Origin of the sequence: Natronoarchaeum philippinense, from assembly GCF_900215575.1 — an archaeon.
GTDB classification, from domain to species: Archaea; Halobacteriota; Halobacteria; order Halobacteriales; family Natronoarchaeaceae; genus Natronoarchaeum; species Natronoarchaeum philippinense.
In genome coordinates, this window is sequence record NZ_OBEJ01000002.1 from 24703 (window position 1) to 41431 (window position 16729).

Annotated in this window: 25 protein-coding genes; 14 read left to right on the plus strand and 11 right to left on the minus strand. The window is 66.4% G+C overall.

Features of this window, described 5'->3' with window-relative positions:
* Positions 1-84 precede the first annotated feature (84 nt).
* From CRO01_RS06760 to CRO01_RS06770, 3 genes are read right to left on the minus strand one after another with little or no spacing between them, the layout of a single operon-like run.
* Entirely contained in the window at positions 85-750 is a 666-nt protein-coding gene (locus CRO01_RS06760) for a translation initiation factor IF-6 (protein WP_097008388.1), read from the minus strand.
* 2 nt (positions 751-752) lie between these two features.
* Complete coding sequence (locus tag CRO01_RS06765; protein ID WP_097008389.1) at positions 753-1031, minus strand: 50S ribosomal protein L31e; 279 nt, start codon at positions 1029-1031, stop codon at positions 753-755.
* Complete coding sequence (locus CRO01_RS06770) at positions 1031-1183, minus strand: 50S ribosomal protein L39e (RefSeq protein ID WP_097008390.1); 153 nt, start codon at positions 1181-1183, stop codon at positions 1031-1033. Before CRO01_RS06770 ends, CRO01_RS06765 begins: the two co-directional genes overlap by 1 nt.
* Positions 1184-1344: 161 nt before the next feature.
* On the opposite strand from CRO01_RS06770, the gene CRO01_RS06775 reads away from it, so the two are divergent.
* Both CRO01_RS06775 and CRO01_RS06780 read left to right on the plus strand, forming a co-directional pair.
* Positions 1345-2076: a class I SAM-dependent methyltransferase gene (locus CRO01_RS06775; RefSeq protein WP_097008391.1), complete on the plus strand. Its 732-nt coding sequence runs from the start codon at positions 1345-1347 to the stop codon at positions 2074-2076.
* Between the two features lie 104 nt (positions 2077-2180).
* Complete coding sequence (locus CRO01_RS06780) at positions 2181-2792, plus strand: MBL fold metallo-hydrolase (protein WP_097008392.1); 612 nt, start codon at positions 2181-2183, stop codon at positions 2790-2792.
* Between the two features lie 16 nt (positions 2793-2808).
* Here the strand turns inward: CRO01_RS06780 and CRO01_RS06785 are convergent, their stop codons facing one another.
* The 5 genes from CRO01_RS06785 to CRO01_RS06805 form a co-directional block, all read right to left on the minus strand.
* On the minus strand, positions 2809-3249 hold the full coding sequence (locus CRO01_RS06785; protein WP_097009144.1) for a hypothetical protein: 441 nt from the start codon (positions 3247-3249) through the stop codon (positions 2809-2811).
* A 147-nt stretch (positions 3250-3396) separates the two neighbouring features.
* Entirely contained in the window at positions 3397-3639 is a 243-nt protein-coding gene (locus CRO01_RS06790) for a hypothetical protein (protein WP_097008393.1), read from the minus strand.
* A gap of 16 nt (positions 3640-3655) precedes the next feature.
* Positions 3656-4144: a DUF7112 family protein gene (locus tag CRO01_RS06795; RefSeq protein WP_097008394.1), complete on the minus strand. Its 489-nt coding sequence runs from the start codon at positions 4142-4144 to the stop codon at positions 3656-3658.
* Positions 4145-4170: 26 nt separating this feature from the next.
* Positions 4171-4848, minus strand: a complete 678-nt coding sequence (locus CRO01_RS06800; protein WP_097008395.1) for a hypothetical protein — start codon at positions 4846-4848, stop codon at positions 4171-4173.
* Positions 4849-4999: 151 nt separating this feature from the next.
* A complete protein-coding gene (locus CRO01_RS06805) occupies positions 5000-5398 on the minus strand; it encodes a 30S ribosomal protein S6e (RefSeq protein WP_097008396.1) in 399 nt (132 codons plus the stop codon).
* A gap of 114 nt (positions 5399-5512) precedes the next feature.
* Here CRO01_RS06805 and CRO01_RS06810 point away from each other — a divergent pair, with 114 nt between their 5' ends.
* From CRO01_RS06810 to npdG, 8 genes are all read left to right on the plus strand, one after another.
* Positions 5513-6757 (plus strand): MBL fold metallo-hydrolase, encoded by a 1245-nt coding sequence (locus CRO01_RS06810; RefSeq protein ID WP_097008397.1) that lies wholly within the window; start codon positions 5513-5515, stop codon positions 6755-6757.
* 133 nt (positions 6758-6890) lie between these two features.
* Positions 6891-8417, plus strand: a complete 1527-nt coding sequence (locus CRO01_RS06815; protein WP_097008398.1) for an aldehyde dehydrogenase family protein — start codon at positions 6891-6893, stop codon at positions 8415-8417.
* Positions 8418-8421: 4 nt separating this feature from the next.
* A complete protein-coding gene (locus CRO01_RS06820; protein WP_097008399.1) occupies positions 8422-8778 on the plus strand; it encodes a hypothetical protein in 357 nt (118 codons plus the stop codon).
* 192 nt (positions 8779-8970) lie between these two features.
* On the plus strand, positions 8971-9783 hold the full coding sequence (locus CRO01_RS06825; protein WP_179747421.1) for an AAC(3) family N-acetyltransferase: 813 nt from the start codon (positions 8971-8973) through the stop codon (positions 9781-9783).
* A gap of 216 nt (positions 9784-9999) precedes the next feature.
* Positions 10000-11502, plus strand: coding sequence for an MATE family efflux transporter (locus CRO01_RS06830; protein WP_097008401.1), 1503 nt, complete (start codon positions 10000-10002; stop codon positions 11500-11502).
* 39 nt (positions 11503-11541) lie between these two features.
* On the plus strand, positions 11542-11847 hold the full coding sequence (locus CRO01_RS06835) for a cupin domain-containing protein (protein WP_097008402.1): 306 nt from the start codon (positions 11542-11544) through the stop codon (positions 11845-11847).
* An 87-nt stretch (positions 11848-11934) separates the two neighbouring features.
* Positions 11935-12822 (plus strand): TIGR01548 family HAD-type hydrolase, encoded by an 888-nt coding sequence (locus tag CRO01_RS06840; protein ID WP_097008403.1) that lies wholly within the window; start codon positions 11935-11937, stop codon positions 12820-12822.
* Positions 12823-12921: 99 nt separating this feature from the next.
* Complete coding sequence (gene npdG / locus CRO01_RS06845; RefSeq protein WP_097008404.1) at positions 12922-13590, plus strand: NADPH-dependent F420 reductase; 669 nt, start codon at positions 12922-12924, stop codon at positions 13588-13590.
* A gap of 59 nt (positions 13591-13649) precedes the next feature.
* On the opposite strand, the gene CRO01_RS06850 is transcribed toward npdG, so the two are convergent.
* Positions 13650-13919 carry a thioredoxin family protein gene (locus CRO01_RS06850; RefSeq protein ID WP_097008405.1) on the minus strand — a complete coding sequence of 90 codons (270 nt, stop codon included), beginning with the start codon at positions 13917-13919 and terminating at the stop codon, positions 13650-13652.
* A 136-nt stretch (positions 13920-14055) separates the two neighbouring features.
* Between CRO01_RS06850 and CRO01_RS06855 the strand changes: the two genes are divergently transcribed.
* From CRO01_RS06855 to hisE, 4 genes are all read left to right on the plus strand, one after another.
* Complete coding sequence (locus CRO01_RS06855; protein ID WP_097008406.1) at positions 14056-14232, plus strand: preprotein translocase subunit Sec61beta; 177 nt, start codon at positions 14056-14058, stop codon at positions 14230-14232.
* Between the two features lie 168 nt (positions 14233-14400).
* A complete protein-coding gene (pdxT, locus tag CRO01_RS06860) occupies positions 14401-15000 on the plus strand; it encodes a pyridoxal 5'-phosphate synthase glutaminase subunit PdxT (RefSeq protein WP_097008407.1) in 600 nt (199 codons plus the stop codon).
* A gap of 67 nt (positions 15001-15067) precedes the next feature.
* Entirely contained in the window at positions 15068-15517 is a 450-nt protein-coding gene (locus CRO01_RS06865; protein ID WP_097008408.1) for a bifunctional nuclease family protein, read from the plus strand.
* Between the two features lie 45 nt (positions 15518-15562).
* Positions 15563-15871 carry a phosphoribosyl-ATP diphosphatase gene (gene hisE / locus CRO01_RS06870; RefSeq protein ID WP_097008409.1) on the plus strand — a complete coding sequence of 103 codons (309 nt, stop codon included), beginning with the start codon at positions 15563-15565 and terminating at the stop codon, positions 15869-15871.
* A gap of 45 nt (positions 15872-15916) precedes the next feature.
* On the opposite strand, the gene CRO01_RS06875 is transcribed toward hisE, so the two are convergent.
* Both CRO01_RS06875 and CRO01_RS06880 read right to left on the minus strand, forming a co-directional pair.
* On the minus strand, positions 15917-16291 hold the full coding sequence (locus tag CRO01_RS06875; protein WP_097008410.1) for a DUF5518 domain-containing protein: 375 nt from the start codon (positions 16289-16291) through the stop codon (positions 15917-15919).
* A gap of 71 nt (positions 16292-16362) precedes the next feature.
* Positions 16363-16623 (minus strand): hypothetical protein, encoded by a 261-nt coding sequence (locus CRO01_RS06880; protein WP_097008411.1) that lies wholly within the window; start codon positions 16621-16623, stop codon positions 16363-16365.
* Between the last annotated feature and the right edge of the window lie 106 nt (positions 16624-16729).

Consider the following 16729-nt stretch of genomic DNA (forward strand, 5'->3'; position numbering starts at 1 on the left):
TCCCTTCCGCATCGGGCTGGCGCTCGACGGTTGGGGCGAGAAAAATCGCGGGAAAGCGGCGTCGTCGCGGTCGATCCGGCTCGATCAGTCGATATAACCCAGCGCGTCTTCGATCCGGCCGAGTTCGGGGCCGGTCGTGTCCTCGCCGACGACGTAGCCGTGGTCGTTGGCGATCAGCCCGGAACCGACCAGCGGTGCGCCGTAGTTGATCGTCCCGACGTCGGCGTGGACATCGAGCAGCTCTTCGAGGTAGTCGAGTTCGGGATCGGAGGTCTTGGGGTGACAGAGCACGCCTCTGTCGTTGGCGACCGCGGCAGTGCCGACGGTGCGCACGCCCGCAAGCTCGCCCTGTTCGACGGGCACTTCGAGCGCGGTCTCGACCGCGTCGAGCGCTTCCTCGGGCAGGTCGGGGTGGACGTACGCGCCGTAGTCGTTTGCGAGCACGACGTTGCCGGCGGCGTTGATCCGACCGGGAAGCTCGACGACGGGCACGTCGACAGCAGACTCGAGGCGGTCGCGCTCGCGGTCGGTGACGCGACTGCTGACGAGCAGGCCGTTCTCGTTGCCGGTGACGAGCGCGCCGACGGTCGACGAGCCCGCGACTGTCGTCGGCGTGACCGACACGCCGAGTTCGTCGCCCAGTTCCTCGATCAGGTCGTCGTCGGCGTCGGGGCGGACCAACAGCTGATCGTTGGTGGCGCGCGCGAAGACGCCGACGTACGCCGATCCGGTGAACGCGGCGCGGAGCAAAGTTACTCTGCGTGTTCGGCTTCGACGATTGCCTCGCCCTCTTCCTCGAAGCGGGCGGCGCGCACGCGGAGCTTGCTCGGCGGGTTCTTGCGGCTCTGGGACCAGAGCGCCTCGTTGATCGAGGGGTCCAGACGAACCTGCTCGCCCTCGACGGAGAAGTGCTTGGCGAGGTGCTCGCGCAGCAGCTTCATCGCCTTGTCGGCGCGCTCGTGGTTGGGGGCGGCCTTGGCGTCACGCAGGGGAACGGTCATGACCCGTTCCTCGAAGTCTCCGGCGCTCATTATTCGTCAGTGTTCTGTCGCCGCCAGTTGCGACGCTTGGGGTTGCGGGTGACTTCGCGGTCCGTCTTCAGCATGACCCATGCGGGAACGCGGCTGTTCTGGCGCTCCAGCTTGGAGAGGCGCTTCTTCTTGGCCTTCGATTTCTTACCCATAGTGGGCGCATCTACCCGACCGTAGCTTAAAATCTTGTTCCTTTGCGGGCGCGGTCGCCGCCGGCGTCCCGCCGCGCTCGCGGGGTCGGCCGCCGTCCTGATCGTTTCTTCCGCCCGCCGAATCGCTGAAGTGACCTCCCCGAGAACCCTCCTCCTCAGTCATGGATTCGTCCGCGCGCGAGCGCTCCGGTTCGTTCGGCCGCATGGTCGTCGACTACCACGAGGGCGACCTCGTCGAACAGCCACGTCATCGCCGCGACGACGGCGAGGAGAGCGAGGCGCCCTTGGAGTGGTATTTCACCGGCCCGGAAGCGTGGCCGGAGGTCGAACACGACGCGCTCGCGGACGTTCGTGGCCGGGTGCTCGACGCCGGCTGTGGAGTCGGCCGAACGGCGCTCTGGCTGCAGGATCGCGGGAACGATGTCGTGGGGATCGACCGCAGCCCCGGCGCCGTCGCGGTGGCGCGCGACCGCGGCGTCGAGCGCGCCGTCGTCGGCGACATGGGTGATCCCGCGCTGTTCGAAGACGCCTTCGACACCGTGCTGGTCGCCGGCCAGCAGATCGGCGTCGGCGGCGACCGGGAGGGTGTTCGGGATCTGCTCGACGCCTTTGCCGAACTCACCGGTCCTGACGGACGGCTGATCGCGGACGTTTCCGACCCAACCGCGGCGCCGGCCGAGTTCCGCGAGTACCTCGGCGATGTCTCGGATGGGACTGCAACGCGGACGTTCCGAACCGTCTACGACGGCGCGGTCGGTGAGCCGATCACCCTGTTCATGGTCTCGCCCGCCGCGCTCGATGCCATCGTCGCCGGCACGCCGTGGTCCGTCGAGACGCTGTACGGCGTCGACGACGAGGGCGGGCACTACTACTTCGTGCTGGAGAAGGCGTAGCCTGCTGGTCTTCGGCGTCAGTGCGACGCCGCCGCTCCGTGCGACGCCGATGGCCACTCGCCGGAACCCCACCGCTTTCGACGCTGGCGCCCGTCGACTCGCGCATGGAGGTCGTCACCGTCACCGAAGACGCCGACAGTTTCACCTGCAACGCCTATCTCGCGCTGGGCGAGCGCGACGTGCTGGTCGACGCCGGAGCGATGCCGGGCGTCGAGGACGTGGTCTCGGAGCACACCGACTCGCTGGACGCCGTCGTGCTCACCCACCAGCACGGCGACCACGTCCAAGAACTCGACGCCGTACTCGACGCGTTCGACGCCGACCTGTACGCCTACGCCGACCACCCGCGCCGAACCGATGAACTCGCTGACGGCGATACGGTGGCGATCGGCGACGAGTCCTTCGAGGTCGTCCACACGCCGGGCCACGCCGACGACCACGTCTCGCTGATCAGCGACTCGACGATCTTCAGCGGCGACGTGGTCGTCCACGACGACGGCGCCTTTGACTACGGGAGCTTCGGTCGGACCGACCGGCCCGGCCAGTCCCGCGAGGTAGAAATCGAGAGCATCGAGCGCATTCTGGATCGGCTACCAAGCTCGGTCGAGTACATGTACGCCGGTCACGGCGGCGAGTTCCACGGGGACGTGACGGACGTGATCGAGACGGCCTTGGAACGTGCCGAGAAGCGCGAGCCGAAATATCCCGAGGAGTAAGTAGCCCGCCGAGCCCTCACTCCATCGTGACGTGCTGGCAGTCTGCTTCCATGCGGAGGGTCGGACTTCCGTCCTGACCGCTGTCGATCCACAATTCGATCCCGGACGAGTTTGAGCCGTCGCAGGGGAGTCCGGGCTGTTCGAATCCCGGCCAGTCGCGCTCGAACCGGGTGCCGTCGACTGTCACGACGACTGTTTCGGGCTCGGCCGATTTGGGGAACGGCGCGTCCTCGTCGGCCTCGTTGCTGTCCGAGAGCGCGTAGTCCTTCTCGAAGACGGCGTCGCCACCGTCGTCTCGAACCGTGACGGTGACATCGTACGTCGCCTCGCGGTCGGACAGGTACACTGTTACCCAGTGGGCCAGCGTCGGCGACGAACTCCGGGCGGTACAGCCGGCAGCACCGAGGAGTGCTGCACCTGAGCCTGCAAGCAGTGATCGTCGATGAATGGAGGGCATCCTTTCGGAATCGTCAACCATCCTACCTAAGAGTTGCTATGAGACGTACATAACGGAACGTACCCGCTGGCACGAGCGGGCGGTGGCTGTGCTCCGAACGCAGTGGGGTGCGCCGAGAAGCGCGAGCCGAAATTTCCAGACGAGTAGTCACTCCTCGGACTCGTCGATCCCGTACTCCGCGGCGTCGTAGTAGCCATCGGTCAGCGAGAACACTATCAGCGCCCCGAAGCCGATGACTGCGGCGTAAAACGCGTCGAACTCGACCGGCCCGATGCTGAGCTGGTGGGTACCCGGACCGTGGAACGCGACGGTGTACACCAGCCCGACGACGCCGACGACGGGGTAGTGGTAGTGATGTAGTTTCGTCAGCCGGCGAAGTGTTCCGCTCATCCTGCGTGTGGTGCGCTCATCGGTCCTCCAGTTGCTTTGCGATCGACGCCAGACTGTCGTCGGGCGACTCGGTCGCGTCGTAGAACACGCGCTCGCCGGGCTCGCGGACGCCGTACTTGAACCCCTCCTCGATCACGTCGACGAGCACCGACTGGCCGAGTTCGAGCCCCGCCGAGTCGGTCCACTCGACGAGCCGGTTCGACGCCGAGCCCGGGTCGCGCGCGAACGACGGTGCGTCGTAGGCGCCCGGGATCGAGCGGTCGCCGGCGTACTCCTCGATCTTGGCGTAGCGCTCGTCCCCGTCGATCACGAGCCGGACGACCTCGCCCGCGGGGAACGCGTCGGCGTCCCGACGAGGCGACGCCGAGTCGGGGCTCGACGAGCTTTGCTCGTCGGCGTGCTCGTCGGGGAGTTCGATCGCCGGGCGTCGCGTCGCGCCGCGACGGGCCAGCGTTGCGCGGACGGTCGTGACCGAAGCGTGGTCGGAGGCGACGCGGTCTGCCATCGGCTCGTTCTCTGCGCTCCCGCCGTTTAAAATGTGCGTCGCCAGACCGCGAGTGCGCCGAGGCCGAGCGTCGCCATCGTCACGCCGAACGTCCCGAGCACGCCGGGCAGCAGCCATCCCCCGCCGAACGTCGGCGTCCACGAGACTGCCTCGGTCAGCGCCGGCGGCGGCGATCGAAGCCACCCGGGAACGGTCGGCCACTCGATCAGGCTGCCGTCGACCGCTCCGGACTCGCCGGCCGCCGGCGTCGAGCCGTTCGGCGGCGTCCCGTCGACAGTTCCCACCGGGACGCCGGCGGAGGCGTTCCGAAGGATCGCTTCGATCGACGGCGGTAGCTCGTCCGGTGGGTCCGCACTGTGTGTACCCCCATCGTCGCCATCGAGTGCTGCTGTTGCATTTCCACCGTCGAACACTGCTGTTCCGCTTCTACCGTCGATCTCTGTCACGACAGTCTCGGTCGCGCCATCGACTTCGACGACGGCGACGAGCACACGCTGGCCGTCGTCGAGAACGTGGACCGAGGCGTCGAGGACTCGCGGCTCGGCGCCGTCGCTGCTATCGCCCGCACTCACGTTGCCGTCTGCCGATGCGCCACTCCCGGCGACGACGCCGACCGACGCCGTCGCCACTCCGAGCGCGATGGCGACTGCGAGCACGAGTGCGGCGACTCGACTGGCCGCCGCGGAGCGACGCCGTTCCCCCACTGTCTCTCGGCGTCAGCCGACTCGCGTATTAGTATGCGCACCGTGAAACTCCGTATTCGACGCCTGATAGGGAGTAAACAGGCGCTACAAGCTGCCGCCTCGCCCGGTGCTATCGCTGGCGGGCGCAGTTTGCCGGAAAATGATTGGAGCGTTACTCCTCGTCGTCGCCGCCTTCGCCGAACAGGTCCTCGACGTCCTCGGAGCCGTGCTCTGCGATCTTGGCGTTGATCTGTGCGACGGCCTCGCTGACCTCGGCGCCGCGGACGGTGACGCGCTTGCGCTCGCCGTCGCGGGACGGCTCGTAGCCGACGCCGCCGGTCAGGAGCACTTCGCGCAGGTTCGGTCCGTCCACGTCGGCGCGCATCGGGCGCCCGGCGTCGTCGGAACCGCCGGTGAGTTCGAGCGTGTAGCCGTCGAGGCCGACGGCGGCGCCGTCGACGTCCTCGCCGAGCGAGCGGCCCATGAATCGGTTCGCGTCCTGTCCGTCTACGTCGCGCTGGTACGTCGCGCCCGTCTCGGGGTCTGCGACGACGACCTGAAAGCTTGCCATGCGAGAAAGGAAACGACCGCGACTCAAAAGCGTATTGAAACCGCGTTCGCCGCGTGAGGCTGTGCCGGCCGCTGATCGACGGCGTCAAACGGGACGAATCGCTATCTCTTGGCGATGGACCTTCGGTTTCTCGGCGGCGCCCGCGAGGTCGGCCGCAGCGCGATCCTCGTCAACGACTCGCTGTTGCTCGATTACGGCGTCCTGACGGGGAATCCGCCGCAGTACCCGGTGGGCGATGTCGATCCCGACGCCGTCGTCGCCTCCCACGGCCACCTCGACCACGTCGGCGCGGTCCCGTCGCTGCTGAGCGGCAGCGACCGACCGCCGATCCACTGGACGCCGCCGACGCGAGAGCTCGCGCTGACGCTCGCTCGGGACACGCTGAAACTCCACGGCGGGACGATGCAGTGTCCGTTTACCGAAACCGACGTGCGCCGGGTCACGCAGGTCTCTGAGACCCACGGCTACCGAGAGACGTTCGAGGCGGCCGGCCACGAGGTGACGTTTTTCAACGCCGGCCACATCCCCGGCTCGGCGCACGTGCTCGTCGACGACGGCGAGACGCGACTGTTCTACACGGCCGACTTTCACACCGAGGACCAGCGACTCGTTTCTGGAACTACTGCGCGGCCGGACGCCGATGTCGTGCTCTGTGAGAGCACCTATTCCGACGTGTCCCACGAGCCCCGGAGCGACATCGAGAGGCGATTCGCCGAGAGCGTCGAGACGACGCTCTGGGAGGGCGGCACGGTCGTCGTCCCGGCCTTCGCCATCGGCCGTACCCAAGAGATGCTGCTGGTCTGTGACGCCTACGACCTCGACTGCTACGTCGACGGGATGGGCAAAGAGGTGACGCGCATGCTCGGCAACTACCCCGAGTTCGTCCGGGGCGCCGACGCGCTGCAGGGCGCAACGTCCCACGCCCGGTTCGTCACGGGCCGCGACGGACAGCGCAAACGCATCGCCGACCAGAACACCGTGATCGTCACGACCAGCGGGATGCTCTCGGGCGGCCCGGCGATGACGTACATCCCCGAGATCAAGGGCCGACCGACCAACACGATCGCCCTGACTGGCTATCAAGTCGAGGGGACGCCCGGACGGGAACTCCTCGATTCGGGTCGCGCGGAGATCGACGGGCGCGTAATGCCGGTCAGCGCGCAGGTCGAGTGGTACGACTTCTCGGCCCACGCAGACCGAGACGGGATTCTCGACCTTCTCGACTCGTACCGAGACGCCCGGATTCTCGTGAACCACGGCGACCGCTGTGAGCAGTTCGCGGACGAGCTTCGAGAAGACGGCTACGTTGCGAGCGCGCCCGAGCTTGGCGACTGCATCTCGATTTCGCCGGGCGAATAGTCACCTCGTCCGGTTTCGGATCGTTGCAGTCTTGCTGTAACTGGTGTGGGTTACCAGTTTATACTGTCTGTTCAGTCGATAATATTCACCCGCACCCGACATTTATGATTAAATCTACAGTATCTCATATTGTATGTCAGTTGATGACGATACACAGTCTTCGACGGAGCGAAAATCCACAATCAAGCAGCGACACGAGCAGGCCGCAAGCGAGGTGCTCCCGGACCACCGGGAACTGTATATCGGAGGGGAGTGGGTCCAGAGCGCGTCCGGCGAGACGTTCGAGACCACCGATCCGACGACGGGCGAGACGCTCGCGGAAGTAGAGGCCGGCAACGCCGAGGACATCGACCGAGCCGTCGACGCCGCGTGGGAGGCCTACGAGGACATCTATAGCGACTATTCGGACGCCGATCGGCAGGCGATGCTGGAGGCGCTCGCCGACCGCGTCGAGGAGAACAAAGAGGACTTCGCCCGCCTCGAATCGCTCGACAACGGGAAGCCGATCGCAGAGGCCCGTATCGACATGGGGTTGGTCGCCGACCACTTCCGGTATTTCGCCGGGATCGCCCGCGCTCACGAGGGGCGAACTGTCGACACCGACGATAGCCGGCATCTCCAGACGCTCCGAGAGCCCTACGGCGTCGTCGGCCAGATCATCCCGTGGAACTTCCCGCTGTTGATGGCCGCGTGGAAACTCGGCCCGGCGCTGGCCGCCGGCAATACGGTCGTGCTCAAACCCGCCGAGGAGACGCCGCTGACCATCCTCAAACTGATGGAGGAAGCCGACGACGTGCTCCCCGAGGGCGTTGTCAACGTCGTCACCGGGTTCGGTCCCGACGCCGGCGAACCCCTCTCGAACCACGGCGACATCCGAAAGCTGGCCTTTACCGGCTCGACCGAGATCGGGAGCGAAGTGATGAAAAACGCCGCCGAGAACATCACCGACATCACCTTAGAGCTGGGCGGCAAGAGCCCGCTGGTCGTCTTCCCCGACGCGGATCTGGAGCAGGCCGTCCAGACGACGATCACCGCGATCTTCTTCAACACCGGCGAGTGTTGCTGTGCGGGCTCGCGGCTGTTCGTCCACGAGGAGATCAAAGACGAGTTCCTCGACGAACTCGCTGCGGCCGCCGAGGAGATGACCGTCGACGACCCGCTGCTCGAATCGACGGATCTCGGCCCGAAAGTGACCGCCGAACAGGTCGAGCGGACGATGGGCTACATCGAAGAGGCCGAAGAATCCGGTGCAGCCTTCGTCACCGGCGGAAGCCAGCCCGACGACGAGGCGCTCTCGGACGGCTGCTTCGTCGCCCCGACGCTGATCGACCAGATCGACCATGACAACCGGGCAGTGCAGGAAGAGATTTTCGGCCCCGTCCAAGAGGTGTTCTCGTGGAGCGACTACGACGAGATGATCGAGCTCGCAAACGATGTCGACTACGGACTCGCTGCGGGCATTCTCACGGAGGACCTCACCAAAGCACACCAGTGCGCGAAAGACATCGAGGCCGGCCAGATCTGGGTCAACACCTACAACGACTTCCCGGCCGGTCAGCCCTTCGGCGGCTACAAGCAGTCGGGAATCGGCCGCGAAACCGCACAGGAAGCCGTCGAGCACTACACGCAGACCAAATCGATCAACGTCAGTCTGGACTGAGCCCGTGACCATCCCGTTCCCGCCGGTCGACGGTGACTTCGGCGCTCGACAGGTCGCCATCTCCCCCGAGGGAACGGCGTACGTGGTGCCCTCGGGCATGCACGAGCGCCTCCGGGCGATGGTCGCTCCCGACCGGGAGGATCGGGATCCGAAGGTCGCGCTCGCGCTGTCAGGGTGGACCTGTCTTCAGTCAGACGGGATGACGGATCGGATCAACGTCGACGCTCCGGACGCGTTCGCCGACGAGACGCCGATCCGGCGGTTCGCGCAAGCCCACGACGCGGGATCGGTCGCCGTCGCTCGGCATCCCAGCGGGGAGGTGTGTCGGTCGAACGATCCGGCGGCATTCACCTTTGAGTGAGAGGCGCCACAGCGAGTCGAGACGTCTACCAACAGCCCTGTTCGTTTCGTCACAGCTAGTGTAGAAGCCGGACGTTAGCCGCCGCCCACGGCGTATAAGCGCACAATGACAAAGGCAATGGGTCAGGTACGCTCGGCCATGTTCGAACGTCGGCCGTCGCTAGAGCGTCCCGACGCTATCGACCCGGGGTCGATGGCAGCTCGTACGTATCGTGACGTACGAGTCGTCGGCAACAGAGCGGTGATGACGGCGCGGCGCCAACTCCGGTCGTCGGACGTCGACGCCGTTCCCGAGTCGGCACTGGACGCCGTCTTCGAGCAGTACGATGAGCACCCGACGGTGTTCGTCCACGTCGGGCTCAGCGATGTCAAATCGGCGTTCAACTGCGATCCATACGAGTTCCTTCGCGATAGGCTCGACGCGCACTTCGAGAACGTTCTCGTTCAGGGCTTTACCCCGTCGTTTCGCAACCCCGACGGCCGCGTGTATCACAAGAACTACTCGGTCCCGAAATACGGAACCTTTTCGACGCTGTTTCTGGACGACTGTGACTATCGGACCGACGACGCGACGAACTCGATTCTCGTCCGCGGGGACTACCGATTCGAGGACTGCGACCATCATGACACGTGGTCACCCGATGGTTGTTTCGGCGCGCTCGATCGGGACAACGTACTGATTCTTGACGTTGGCACGAACTGGATTCGGGCGGCGCAGATCCACTATCTCGAAGTGTTGCTCGACGTTCCCTACGTGACGACCACCGACTACGAGGGCATCATTTACTACGACGATTCGACCCACGAGTCCGTCACCCAGCGATCCCACGAGTACGAGCGCCCGATCACGTGGAACCGGGCGAAGATCAAAGACGACCTCCAGCAAGATGGCGTCCTCGAACATCACGAACTGAACGGACTGGATCTGTTCGCGTTCGAGGCGCGCGAACTGCGCCACGCACTGGCTCCCCGTATCGAAGACGATCCGCACTATCTCGTGACGTAAGGCCCGCCCGCAGTACGATTCGTCGCCTGCTACCTGCTCTCACGTACCGTCTCGTTTCCCAACGCTTTTGGCTGACTGGTTAGTCAGTGTAGTTACGGACTGACTGATGAGTCAGTTAGTCGGGACACGAACGATGAGGTCGCTACACGAAACTCTCACGGACGAGCCCGGGGCGCGTCGCTCGCGTAGCGACGCCGACGCGAGGGGTGGACGGCGGTGAGTCTGCTCGACCGGTTGGGTGCGTTGTTCAAGAGCCGCGAGGAGTTCGATCTCACCGACGGCGAGATCGGGAAGCCGCTGTTTTACTTGTCGCTGCCGATCGTCGTGACGAACCTCCTCCAGACCGCCTACAACCTCGCCGATACGTTCTGGCTGGGACGCTACAGCACGGACGCGCTGGCGGCGATCGGCTTCGCGTTCCCGATGGTGTTCCTGCTGATCGCGCTGGGAATGGGGCTGTCGGTCGCCGGAAGCGTGCTGGTCGCCCAGCATATCGGCGCCGAGGAACGAGAGCGCGCGGAATACGCCGCCTCGCAGACTATTACGTTCTCGCTGCTGGCCGCCGTTGTACTCGGTGTAGCCGGCTACTTCCTCGTCGACGTGTTCCTCGAACTGCTGGGCGCGTCGGCGGACGTGCTCCCGCTTGCGACCAGCTACATGGAGGTCATCTCGCTCGGCCTCGTCTTCATGTTCGGCTTTTTCGTCTTTATCGCGCTGATGCGCGGCTCAGGTGACACGATCACGCCGATGCTGGTGATGTTCGGCTCGGTCGTGCTCAACATCGTCCTCGACCCGTTCCTCATCTTCGGCTTCGAGGGGAACCCGCTGTTTACGATGCTGGGCCTCGGCGGCCTGCAGGCCGACCTGCTCGCGCTGACCGGCTACACGGGATCGGGTATCCAAGGCGCCGCCATCGCAACGGTGTTCTCCCGCGCGCTGGCGCTTGTCGTCGGGCTCGCGATCATGTTCAGCGGGCGCCGGGGTATCGAGATCAATCTCTCGCAGATGTGGCCTAACGTCGGGTACATTCCCAAACTGCTTCGCATCGGCGTCCCGGCGTCGATCGAAGGGACCGGCCGCGCGCTCTCGATCAACCTCCTGCTGGTGATCGTGGCGATGTTTTCGGACCCGGTGATCGCGGCCTACAGCATCGGGACGCGGGTGTTCTCGGTGATCTTCCTGCCGGCGATCGCGGTCGCCCGCGGCGTCGAGACGATGACCGGCCAGAACATCGGCGCCGGCAAGCCCGATCGGGCCGAGACGGCTGCCGGACTAGCCGCAAAGACGCTGTTTGGCATTCTGGCGGCCGTCGGCGTCCTCGTGTTCTTCGTGCCCGAGCCGATCATCTCGGTGTTCGTCGGCGCCGATCAGGCAAACGCCGATCGGGTCGTCGAAGTGGGCGCCCAGTTCCTCCGCTACGTCGCGCTCTCCTTTGGCTTCATCGGCGTCATGCGGGCCTACACGGGGAGCTTCCGCGGCGCCGGAAAGACGATGACCGCCGCCACCATCTCCGTGTTGATGCTCGGCGGAATCCGCCTGCCCGTCGCTTGGATCGGCGCGAATCTGATGGGGCCGTCTGGCATCTGGCTCGCCTTCGCGGTCTCGAACACCGTCGGCGCGCTCGTCGCGTACGCGTGGTACAAGCGCGGCGGCTGGCGCGACGCCGACGTTACCGACGACGGCGCCACTCCCGGCGCGGCGGCAGCGGGCGACGACTGAGTCGAAACCGATTCTATCCCGCAGGTCGAACCCCTGTTCGTGAAGCGCGCTTCGCTCGATTTCGACCGCTACTTCGAGGTCGTCCTCGAAACCGACGACGCCCAGGCCGCCGAGATGACAGTCGAACCGGGCCGCACCGTCGGCGGCCCCGACAACCGCCACCCCGACAGCGACCAGTGGCTGTTCGTCGCCGCGGGCACCGCACTCGTGACCGTCGAGGACGAAGAGAGCCGCGTCGCGGCCGGCGACCTGCTCTGCATCGAAGCCGGCGAAGGCCACGAGATCACCAACGACGGCGACGAGCCGTTCGAGACGGTCAACCTCTACGTTCCGCCCCGTTCCTGAGGGCAGTCCGTTCCTGCTGCGATCGCCGACCGTGATCGTCTGTCCGAACCCGACACGTCCTTAGTGCCGCCCCGCTTCGTGCCCGACATGAACGAGGAGCGAGCAGACGCCGCGGTCGACGCCGTCGTCCTCGACGTCGACGGCGTGCTGGTCGACGTTGCGGACTCGTACCGCCGGGCGATCGTCGAGTCGGTCGACGTAGTGTACGGCGAGACGATCCCGAAGGCGGCGATACAGCAGTTCAAGGACGCCGGCGGGTTCAACAACGACTGGGAGCTGACCGACGCGGCCGCGCTGTACGTGCTGGCCGCCCGCGAGGGGTACGACCGCGACATCGAGGCGTTCACCGACGCCATCGCCGACCGCGGCGGCGGGCTCGACGCCGCCGAAGCCGTGGTGCGGGACGCTCTCGACGCCGACGACTGGGGCGTCGTGGCAGAGCGCTGGACCCCCGACCGACTGCGCGACGTGTTCCAGCAACTCTACCTCGGCAGCGACCTCTACCGCGAACTGGAGGACAGAACGCCCGACGGCGACGCGTCTGGCTATATTAATGACGAGCCGGTGTTGCTCGACGACGCCACACGCGAGGCGCTCGTTTCGGAGTTCGATATCGGCGTCGTCACCGGCCGGCCCGCCGCGGAGGCCGACATCGCCCTCGACCGTGTCGGACTGGCGATTCCCGACGAACACCGGTTCACGATGGACGACTGGGAAGAGGGCAAGCCCCACCCGAAGGCGCTGACGACGCTGGCCGAGCGCTTCGACGCCGAGACGGTCGCGTTCGTCGGCGACACGCTCGACGACGTTCGGACGGCGGTCAACGCCGACGAGGCCGACCCCGACCGCGAGTATCTCGGCGTCGGCGTCCTGACCGGCGGGCTCACCGGCGATGCGGGACGGCAAAAGTACGAGGACGCCGGCGCGACGGCCGTTCTGCCCTCGATTAACGATCTGCCCGACTGGCTGGCGTAGCGCCGCTCCCGACGGGGACAGCCGACTCGGCGCCGAGCGGGCGACGCCAGTCGTTGCCGGTCACGGAACCCTTTTTGTGCGCTCGGCTAACTCACGAGTATGCGAATTGCACTACTCGGCGGAACCGGCGATATCGGGCAGGGGCTCGCGCTGCGATGGGCCTACGACACCAACCACGAGGTCCTGATCGGCTCCCGGGACCCCGAGAAGGCCCGAACGATGGCCGAGGAGTACGAGACCGAACTCGACAGCCGCGGCGTCGAGACCGCGATCAACGGCTTCGAGAACGCGATGGCGGCCGACCGCGCCGACGTGGTCGTGCTGGCGGTGCCGCCGTACCACGTCTCGGATACGGTCGAGTCGATTGCCGACCGACTCGACGACGACACCATCCTCGTCTCGCCCGCCGTCGGCATGAAAAGCGACGAGTCCGGGCTCCACTACCACAAACCCGGCGCCGGCAGCGTCGCCGCCGTCGCCGCTGAAGCCGCTCCCGACGACGTACCGGTGATCGGCGCGTTCCAGAACCTCTCGGCGGACCGGCTGGCGAATCTCGACGTTACCTTCGACATCGACACCCTCGTCGTGGGCGACGACGCCGACGCCAAAGAGACGGTGACGATGCTCGCCGAAGGGATCGAGGGGCTTCGCGCGCTGGACGCCGGCCCGCTCGACAACGCCGCCGAAGTCGAGAGCGTGACGCCGTTGGTGATCAACATCGCCCGGTACAACGACGGGATGCACGACGTTGGCGTCAAGTTCCGCTGACACGCGGCGCTATCGCTGACGGCGCTGTGTGTGAGAAAATCGGTTGCTACGAAACGAACTTAGGCGCCGGCCTGATCGAGCGCGCTCTCGATGTCGTCGCGCTGCGTGACGCCGACGAATCGCTCGACGATGCCGTCCTCGTTCTCGATGATCAGCGTCGGGAGCGAGCGAACCTGATACTCGTTTGCAACGTCCTGTTCCTCGTCGACGTTGACCTTCTCGATCTCGAAGCTGTCGCCGCGGTCCTTCTCGATCTCCTCGAGGATCGGATCTTGGGTCTTGCACGGCCCACACCAGTCAGCGTAGAAGTCCTTCAGCGTTACAGTCATGCTGCTATCGGTTACTGTTCCTCGTCGGTCGCGCATAAGGGTTTCCCACTCTTGTACTCACGACGCGAAAGCGACCTCTCGACGGGCCGAGCGATCGGTCGAAAGGTTTACCGCCCCGCGACCCGCACCGTCGCGTATGAGCAGCGGCCAGAACTCCGGCGGCCTGATGTCCAGTGCGGGACTGGTACGGTACTTCGACAACGAGGACCGCAACGCGATCAAGATGGACCCCAAGACGGTCGTCGTCTTTGCGGTACTGCTTGGCATCGCGGTGCAGGCGATGTCGGTCGCCCTGTACGGCATTCAGGTCTGAGGCATCGCGCCATTTTCTCTATCCCGCTCGACCGACCAGCGGCGGCGTCGTGACGCCGAAGCGGCATCACGGCGCCGCCCCGTCCTCGCCGTGATCCTGCCCCGATGATCACGATCTGACCGCCTCGATGACGCGGGGTTTTTGCGCGACTGGTCCCTACCCCGACCGATGACACTCACTGCAGGCGTCGTCGCCGTTCAGGGCGACGTCAGCGAACACGCCGCGGCGATCGAGCGCGCGGCCGACGCGGTCGGCGAGGACGTGGCGATCCGTGAGGTACGCGAGGCGGGCCTCGTGCCCGACTGTGACGTTCTCGCGCTGCCGGGCGGCGAGTCGACGACGATCTCCCGGCTGCTCGCCCAGTCGGGGATCGACGAAGAAATCCGGGAGCACGTCGCGGCGGGCAAGCCCGTGCTTGCGACCTGCGCGGGGCTGATCGTTGCCTCGACCGACGCTCGCGACGACCGGGTCGACACGCTCGACGTGCTCGACGTGTCCGTCGAACGCAACGCCTTCGGCCGCCAGAAGGACAGCTTCGAGGCCTCGCTCTCGGTCGATGGGCTCGACGAGCCGTACCCGGCGGTGTTCATCCGCGCGCCCGCTATCGACGAGGTCGACGACGGCGTCGAGGTGCTGGCGACCGTCGAGGGCCGGCCGGTCGCGGTCCGCGAGGGTCCAGTCGTCGGTCTTTCCTTCCATCCCGAACTGACGAACGACGACCGTCTCCACCGGCTTGCGCTGTTCGACGCGCTCGCGGCGGCCACGTGACGCCCGGACCGACCGCGGGCGGCGCCCGGAGCATGCACTTTTCTCTCTGGCGCCCGTGCCCCACGGTATGAAGGCGACTATCGACGCCGTCCGGGTCGCCGGCACCGAGCAGGGGCCGGTCGCCGTCGTCGTCCTAGCGGTCGAGGCCGAGAGCGACGTGTTGCCGATCTTCATCGGCTTCGAGGAAGCCGCCAGCATCGCTCGCGGACTGGATGCCGAGGACATCGGCCGGCCGCTGACCCACGACCTCCTGCTCGACGTAGTGGAGGAGTTGGGCGGGCGCGTGACTCGCGTCGTCGTCGGAGACGTTGCGGACGGCACGTACATCGCCGATCTTCACATCGACACCCCGCGAGGCAAAGCCGTCGTCGACGCCCGCCCCAGCGACTCGCTGGCGCTGGCGGCCCGCACCAACGCCGCCGTCGAGGTCGACCGGTCGGTGTTCGAGGCCGGCGCCCAGCCCGCCGCCGAGTTCGCCGATCTGGACGAAATTCAGGACGTTGCGGAACTCGCCTGAGTCGAGACCAGCCGCCTTTTTACCGGCCGACGCGTCCGTTCGGGCATGACCGACGACGCCGCCGATCCGGGCGCCGACGTGCTCGACGAACTGTTCGCCGTGATCGAGGAGCGCAAAGAGACCCTGCCGGAGGATTCCTACACGGCGTCGCTGTTCGACCACGAGAAAGGCGATAACGCCGTCTTAGAGAAGCTCGGCGAGGAGTCGACCGAGATCGTGCTGGCCGCGAAAGACGACGACCGCGAGGAGCTGGCCCACGAGAGCGCCGACTTCGTCTACCACCTGCTGGTCCTGCTGGCGATGAAAGACATGGATCTGGCAGACCTGCGAGCCGAACTCGCCGAGCGGCGGTAGGGACGCCGACGACGCGGCGGCGTCACGCCGCCGGGCGCTCACCAGCTACTCGCCCGCCACCGCCGCGCCGATCGCTCCGGCGAGGGCGCTTTCGAGGGCGACGATCATCGAGAACGCGACGACGGCGAGCCCGAGCGCCAGCCCGCCCAGCGACCCGATAGCGGCGCCGACGGGCCCGCCGACGAAGCCGACCACTGTCAGCCCGACGACCAACACGAGTGCGGCGACGATGCCGCCGAGACTCCCCGCCAGCAGGCCGTGCCACGCGCCCGAGCCGAGGCTTCCCCCGGCCATGTACCCGGCGACGAACCCGCCGACCAGCCCCGCCGTGAGCTGTCCGAGGCCGGGCACGACGACACCGACCGCACCCAGTACGGTGATCACGAGAAAGCCGACGATCGCCGCGCGCCAATTTGTCATGCAGGCCGGTACGTTGCCGATGGGGAAAACACTGTTCCGAGTATCTGTAGGAGCGACAGCGGCGTCACCGCTTACTGCCCGGTGAGTTGTCGCCCTCTGGCGATGACGTAGATCAGGACGATCCCGGCGCCGACCGCGAGCACGAACTGGGTGAGCAGGGTGAGAAGCACGCCTACGAGCCCACCCAAGGCCACAAAGCTGAGCACCATCGGAACGAGCGCGACCGCCGCGAAGAGCCCGACGAGCTTTGCGAGCGGGACGGCTTCCGCGACGATCTGGTCGGTGTCGAGCGTGTTCGTCGAGGGATCGACGAACGGAGGGCTTGCTGGCATCGCTCGTATAATTCCGCTCGGGCGACATATAGTGCAGGGATCAGCGGCATCCGGCGGCTTGTGAGGATCAGCGGCGTCCGGCGGCGTCCGAGCGCCGAAAGACGCT

Excerpts from the sequence above, each read along its gene's own strand:
- CRO01_RS06855 (WP_097008406.1), top strand. The coding sequence starts at position 14,056 with ATGAGCAGCGGCCAGAACTCCGGCGGCCTGATGTCCAGTGCGGGACTG.
- CRO01_RS06790 (WP_097008393.1), bottom strand. The coding sequence starts at position 3,639 with ATGAGCGGAACACTTCGCCGGCTGACGAAACTACATCACTACCACTAC.
- CRO01_RS06780 (WP_097008392.1), top strand. The coding sequence starts at position 2,181 with ATGGAGGTCGTCACCGTCACCGAAGACGCCGACAGTTTCACCTGCAAC.
- CRO01_RS06875 (WP_097008410.1), bottom strand. The coding sequence starts at position 16,291 with ATGACAAATTGGCGCGCGGCGATCGTCGGCTTTCTCGTGATCACCGTA.
- CRO01_RS06825 (WP_179747421.1), top strand. The coding sequence starts at position 8,971 with ATGGCAGCTCGTACGTATCGTGACGTACGAGTCGTCGGCAACAGAGCG.
- npdG (WP_097008404.1), top strand. The coding sequence starts at position 12,922 with ATGCGAATTGCACTACTCGGCGGAACCGGCGATATCGGGCAGGGGCTC.
- CRO01_RS06795 (WP_097008394.1), bottom strand. The coding sequence starts at position 4,144 with ATGGCAGACCGCGTCGCCTCCGACCACGCTTCGGTCACGACCGTCCGC.
- CRO01_RS06775 (WP_097008391.1), top strand. The coding sequence starts at position 1,345 with ATGGATTCGTCCGCGCGCGAGCGCTCCGGTTCGTTCGGCCGCATGGTC.
- CRO01_RS06765 (WP_097008389.1), bottom strand. The coding sequence starts at position 1,031 with ATGAGCGCCGGAGACTTCGAGGAACGGGTCATGACCGTTCCCCTGCGT.
- CRO01_RS06785 (WP_097009144.1), bottom strand. The coding sequence starts at position 3,249 with ATGCCCTCCATTCATCGACGATCACTGCTTGCAGGCTCAGGTGCAGCA.
- hisE (WP_097008409.1), top strand. The coding sequence starts at position 15,563 with ATGACCGACGACGCCGCCGATCCGGGCGCCGACGTGCTCGACGAACTG.
- CRO01_RS06770 (WP_097008390.1), bottom strand. The coding sequence starts at position 1,183 with ATGGGTAAGAAATCGAAGGCCAAGAAGAAGCGCCTCTCCAAGCTGGAG.
- CRO01_RS06815 (WP_097008398.1), top strand. The coding sequence starts at position 6,891 with ATGTCAGTTGATGACGATACACAGTCTTCGACGGAGCGAAAATCCACA.
- CRO01_RS06865 (WP_097008408.1), top strand. The coding sequence starts at position 15,068 with ATGAAGGCGACTATCGACGCCGTCCGGGTCGCCGGCACCGAGCAGGGG.
- CRO01_RS06880 (WP_097008411.1), bottom strand. The coding sequence starts at position 16,623 with ATGCCAGCAAGCCCTCCGTTCGTCGATCCCTCGACGAACACGCTCGAC.
- CRO01_RS06805 (WP_097008396.1), bottom strand. The coding sequence starts at position 5,398 with ATGGCAAGCTTTCAGGTCGTCGTCGCAGACCCCGAGACGGGCGCGACG.
- CRO01_RS06840 (WP_097008403.1), top strand. The coding sequence starts at position 11,935 with ATGAACGAGGAGCGAGCAGACGCCGCGGTCGACGCCGTCGTCCTCGAC.
- CRO01_RS06810 (WP_097008397.1), top strand. The coding sequence starts at position 5,513 with ATGGACCTTCGGTTTCTCGGCGGCGCCCGCGAGGTCGGCCGCAGCGCG.
- pdxT (WP_097008407.1), top strand. The coding sequence starts at position 14,401 with ATGACACTCACTGCAGGCGTCGTCGCCGTTCAGGGCGACGTCAGCGAA.
- CRO01_RS06850 (WP_097008405.1), bottom strand. The coding sequence starts at position 13,919 with ATGACTGTAACGCTGAAGGACTTCTACGCTGACTGGTGTGGGCCGTGC.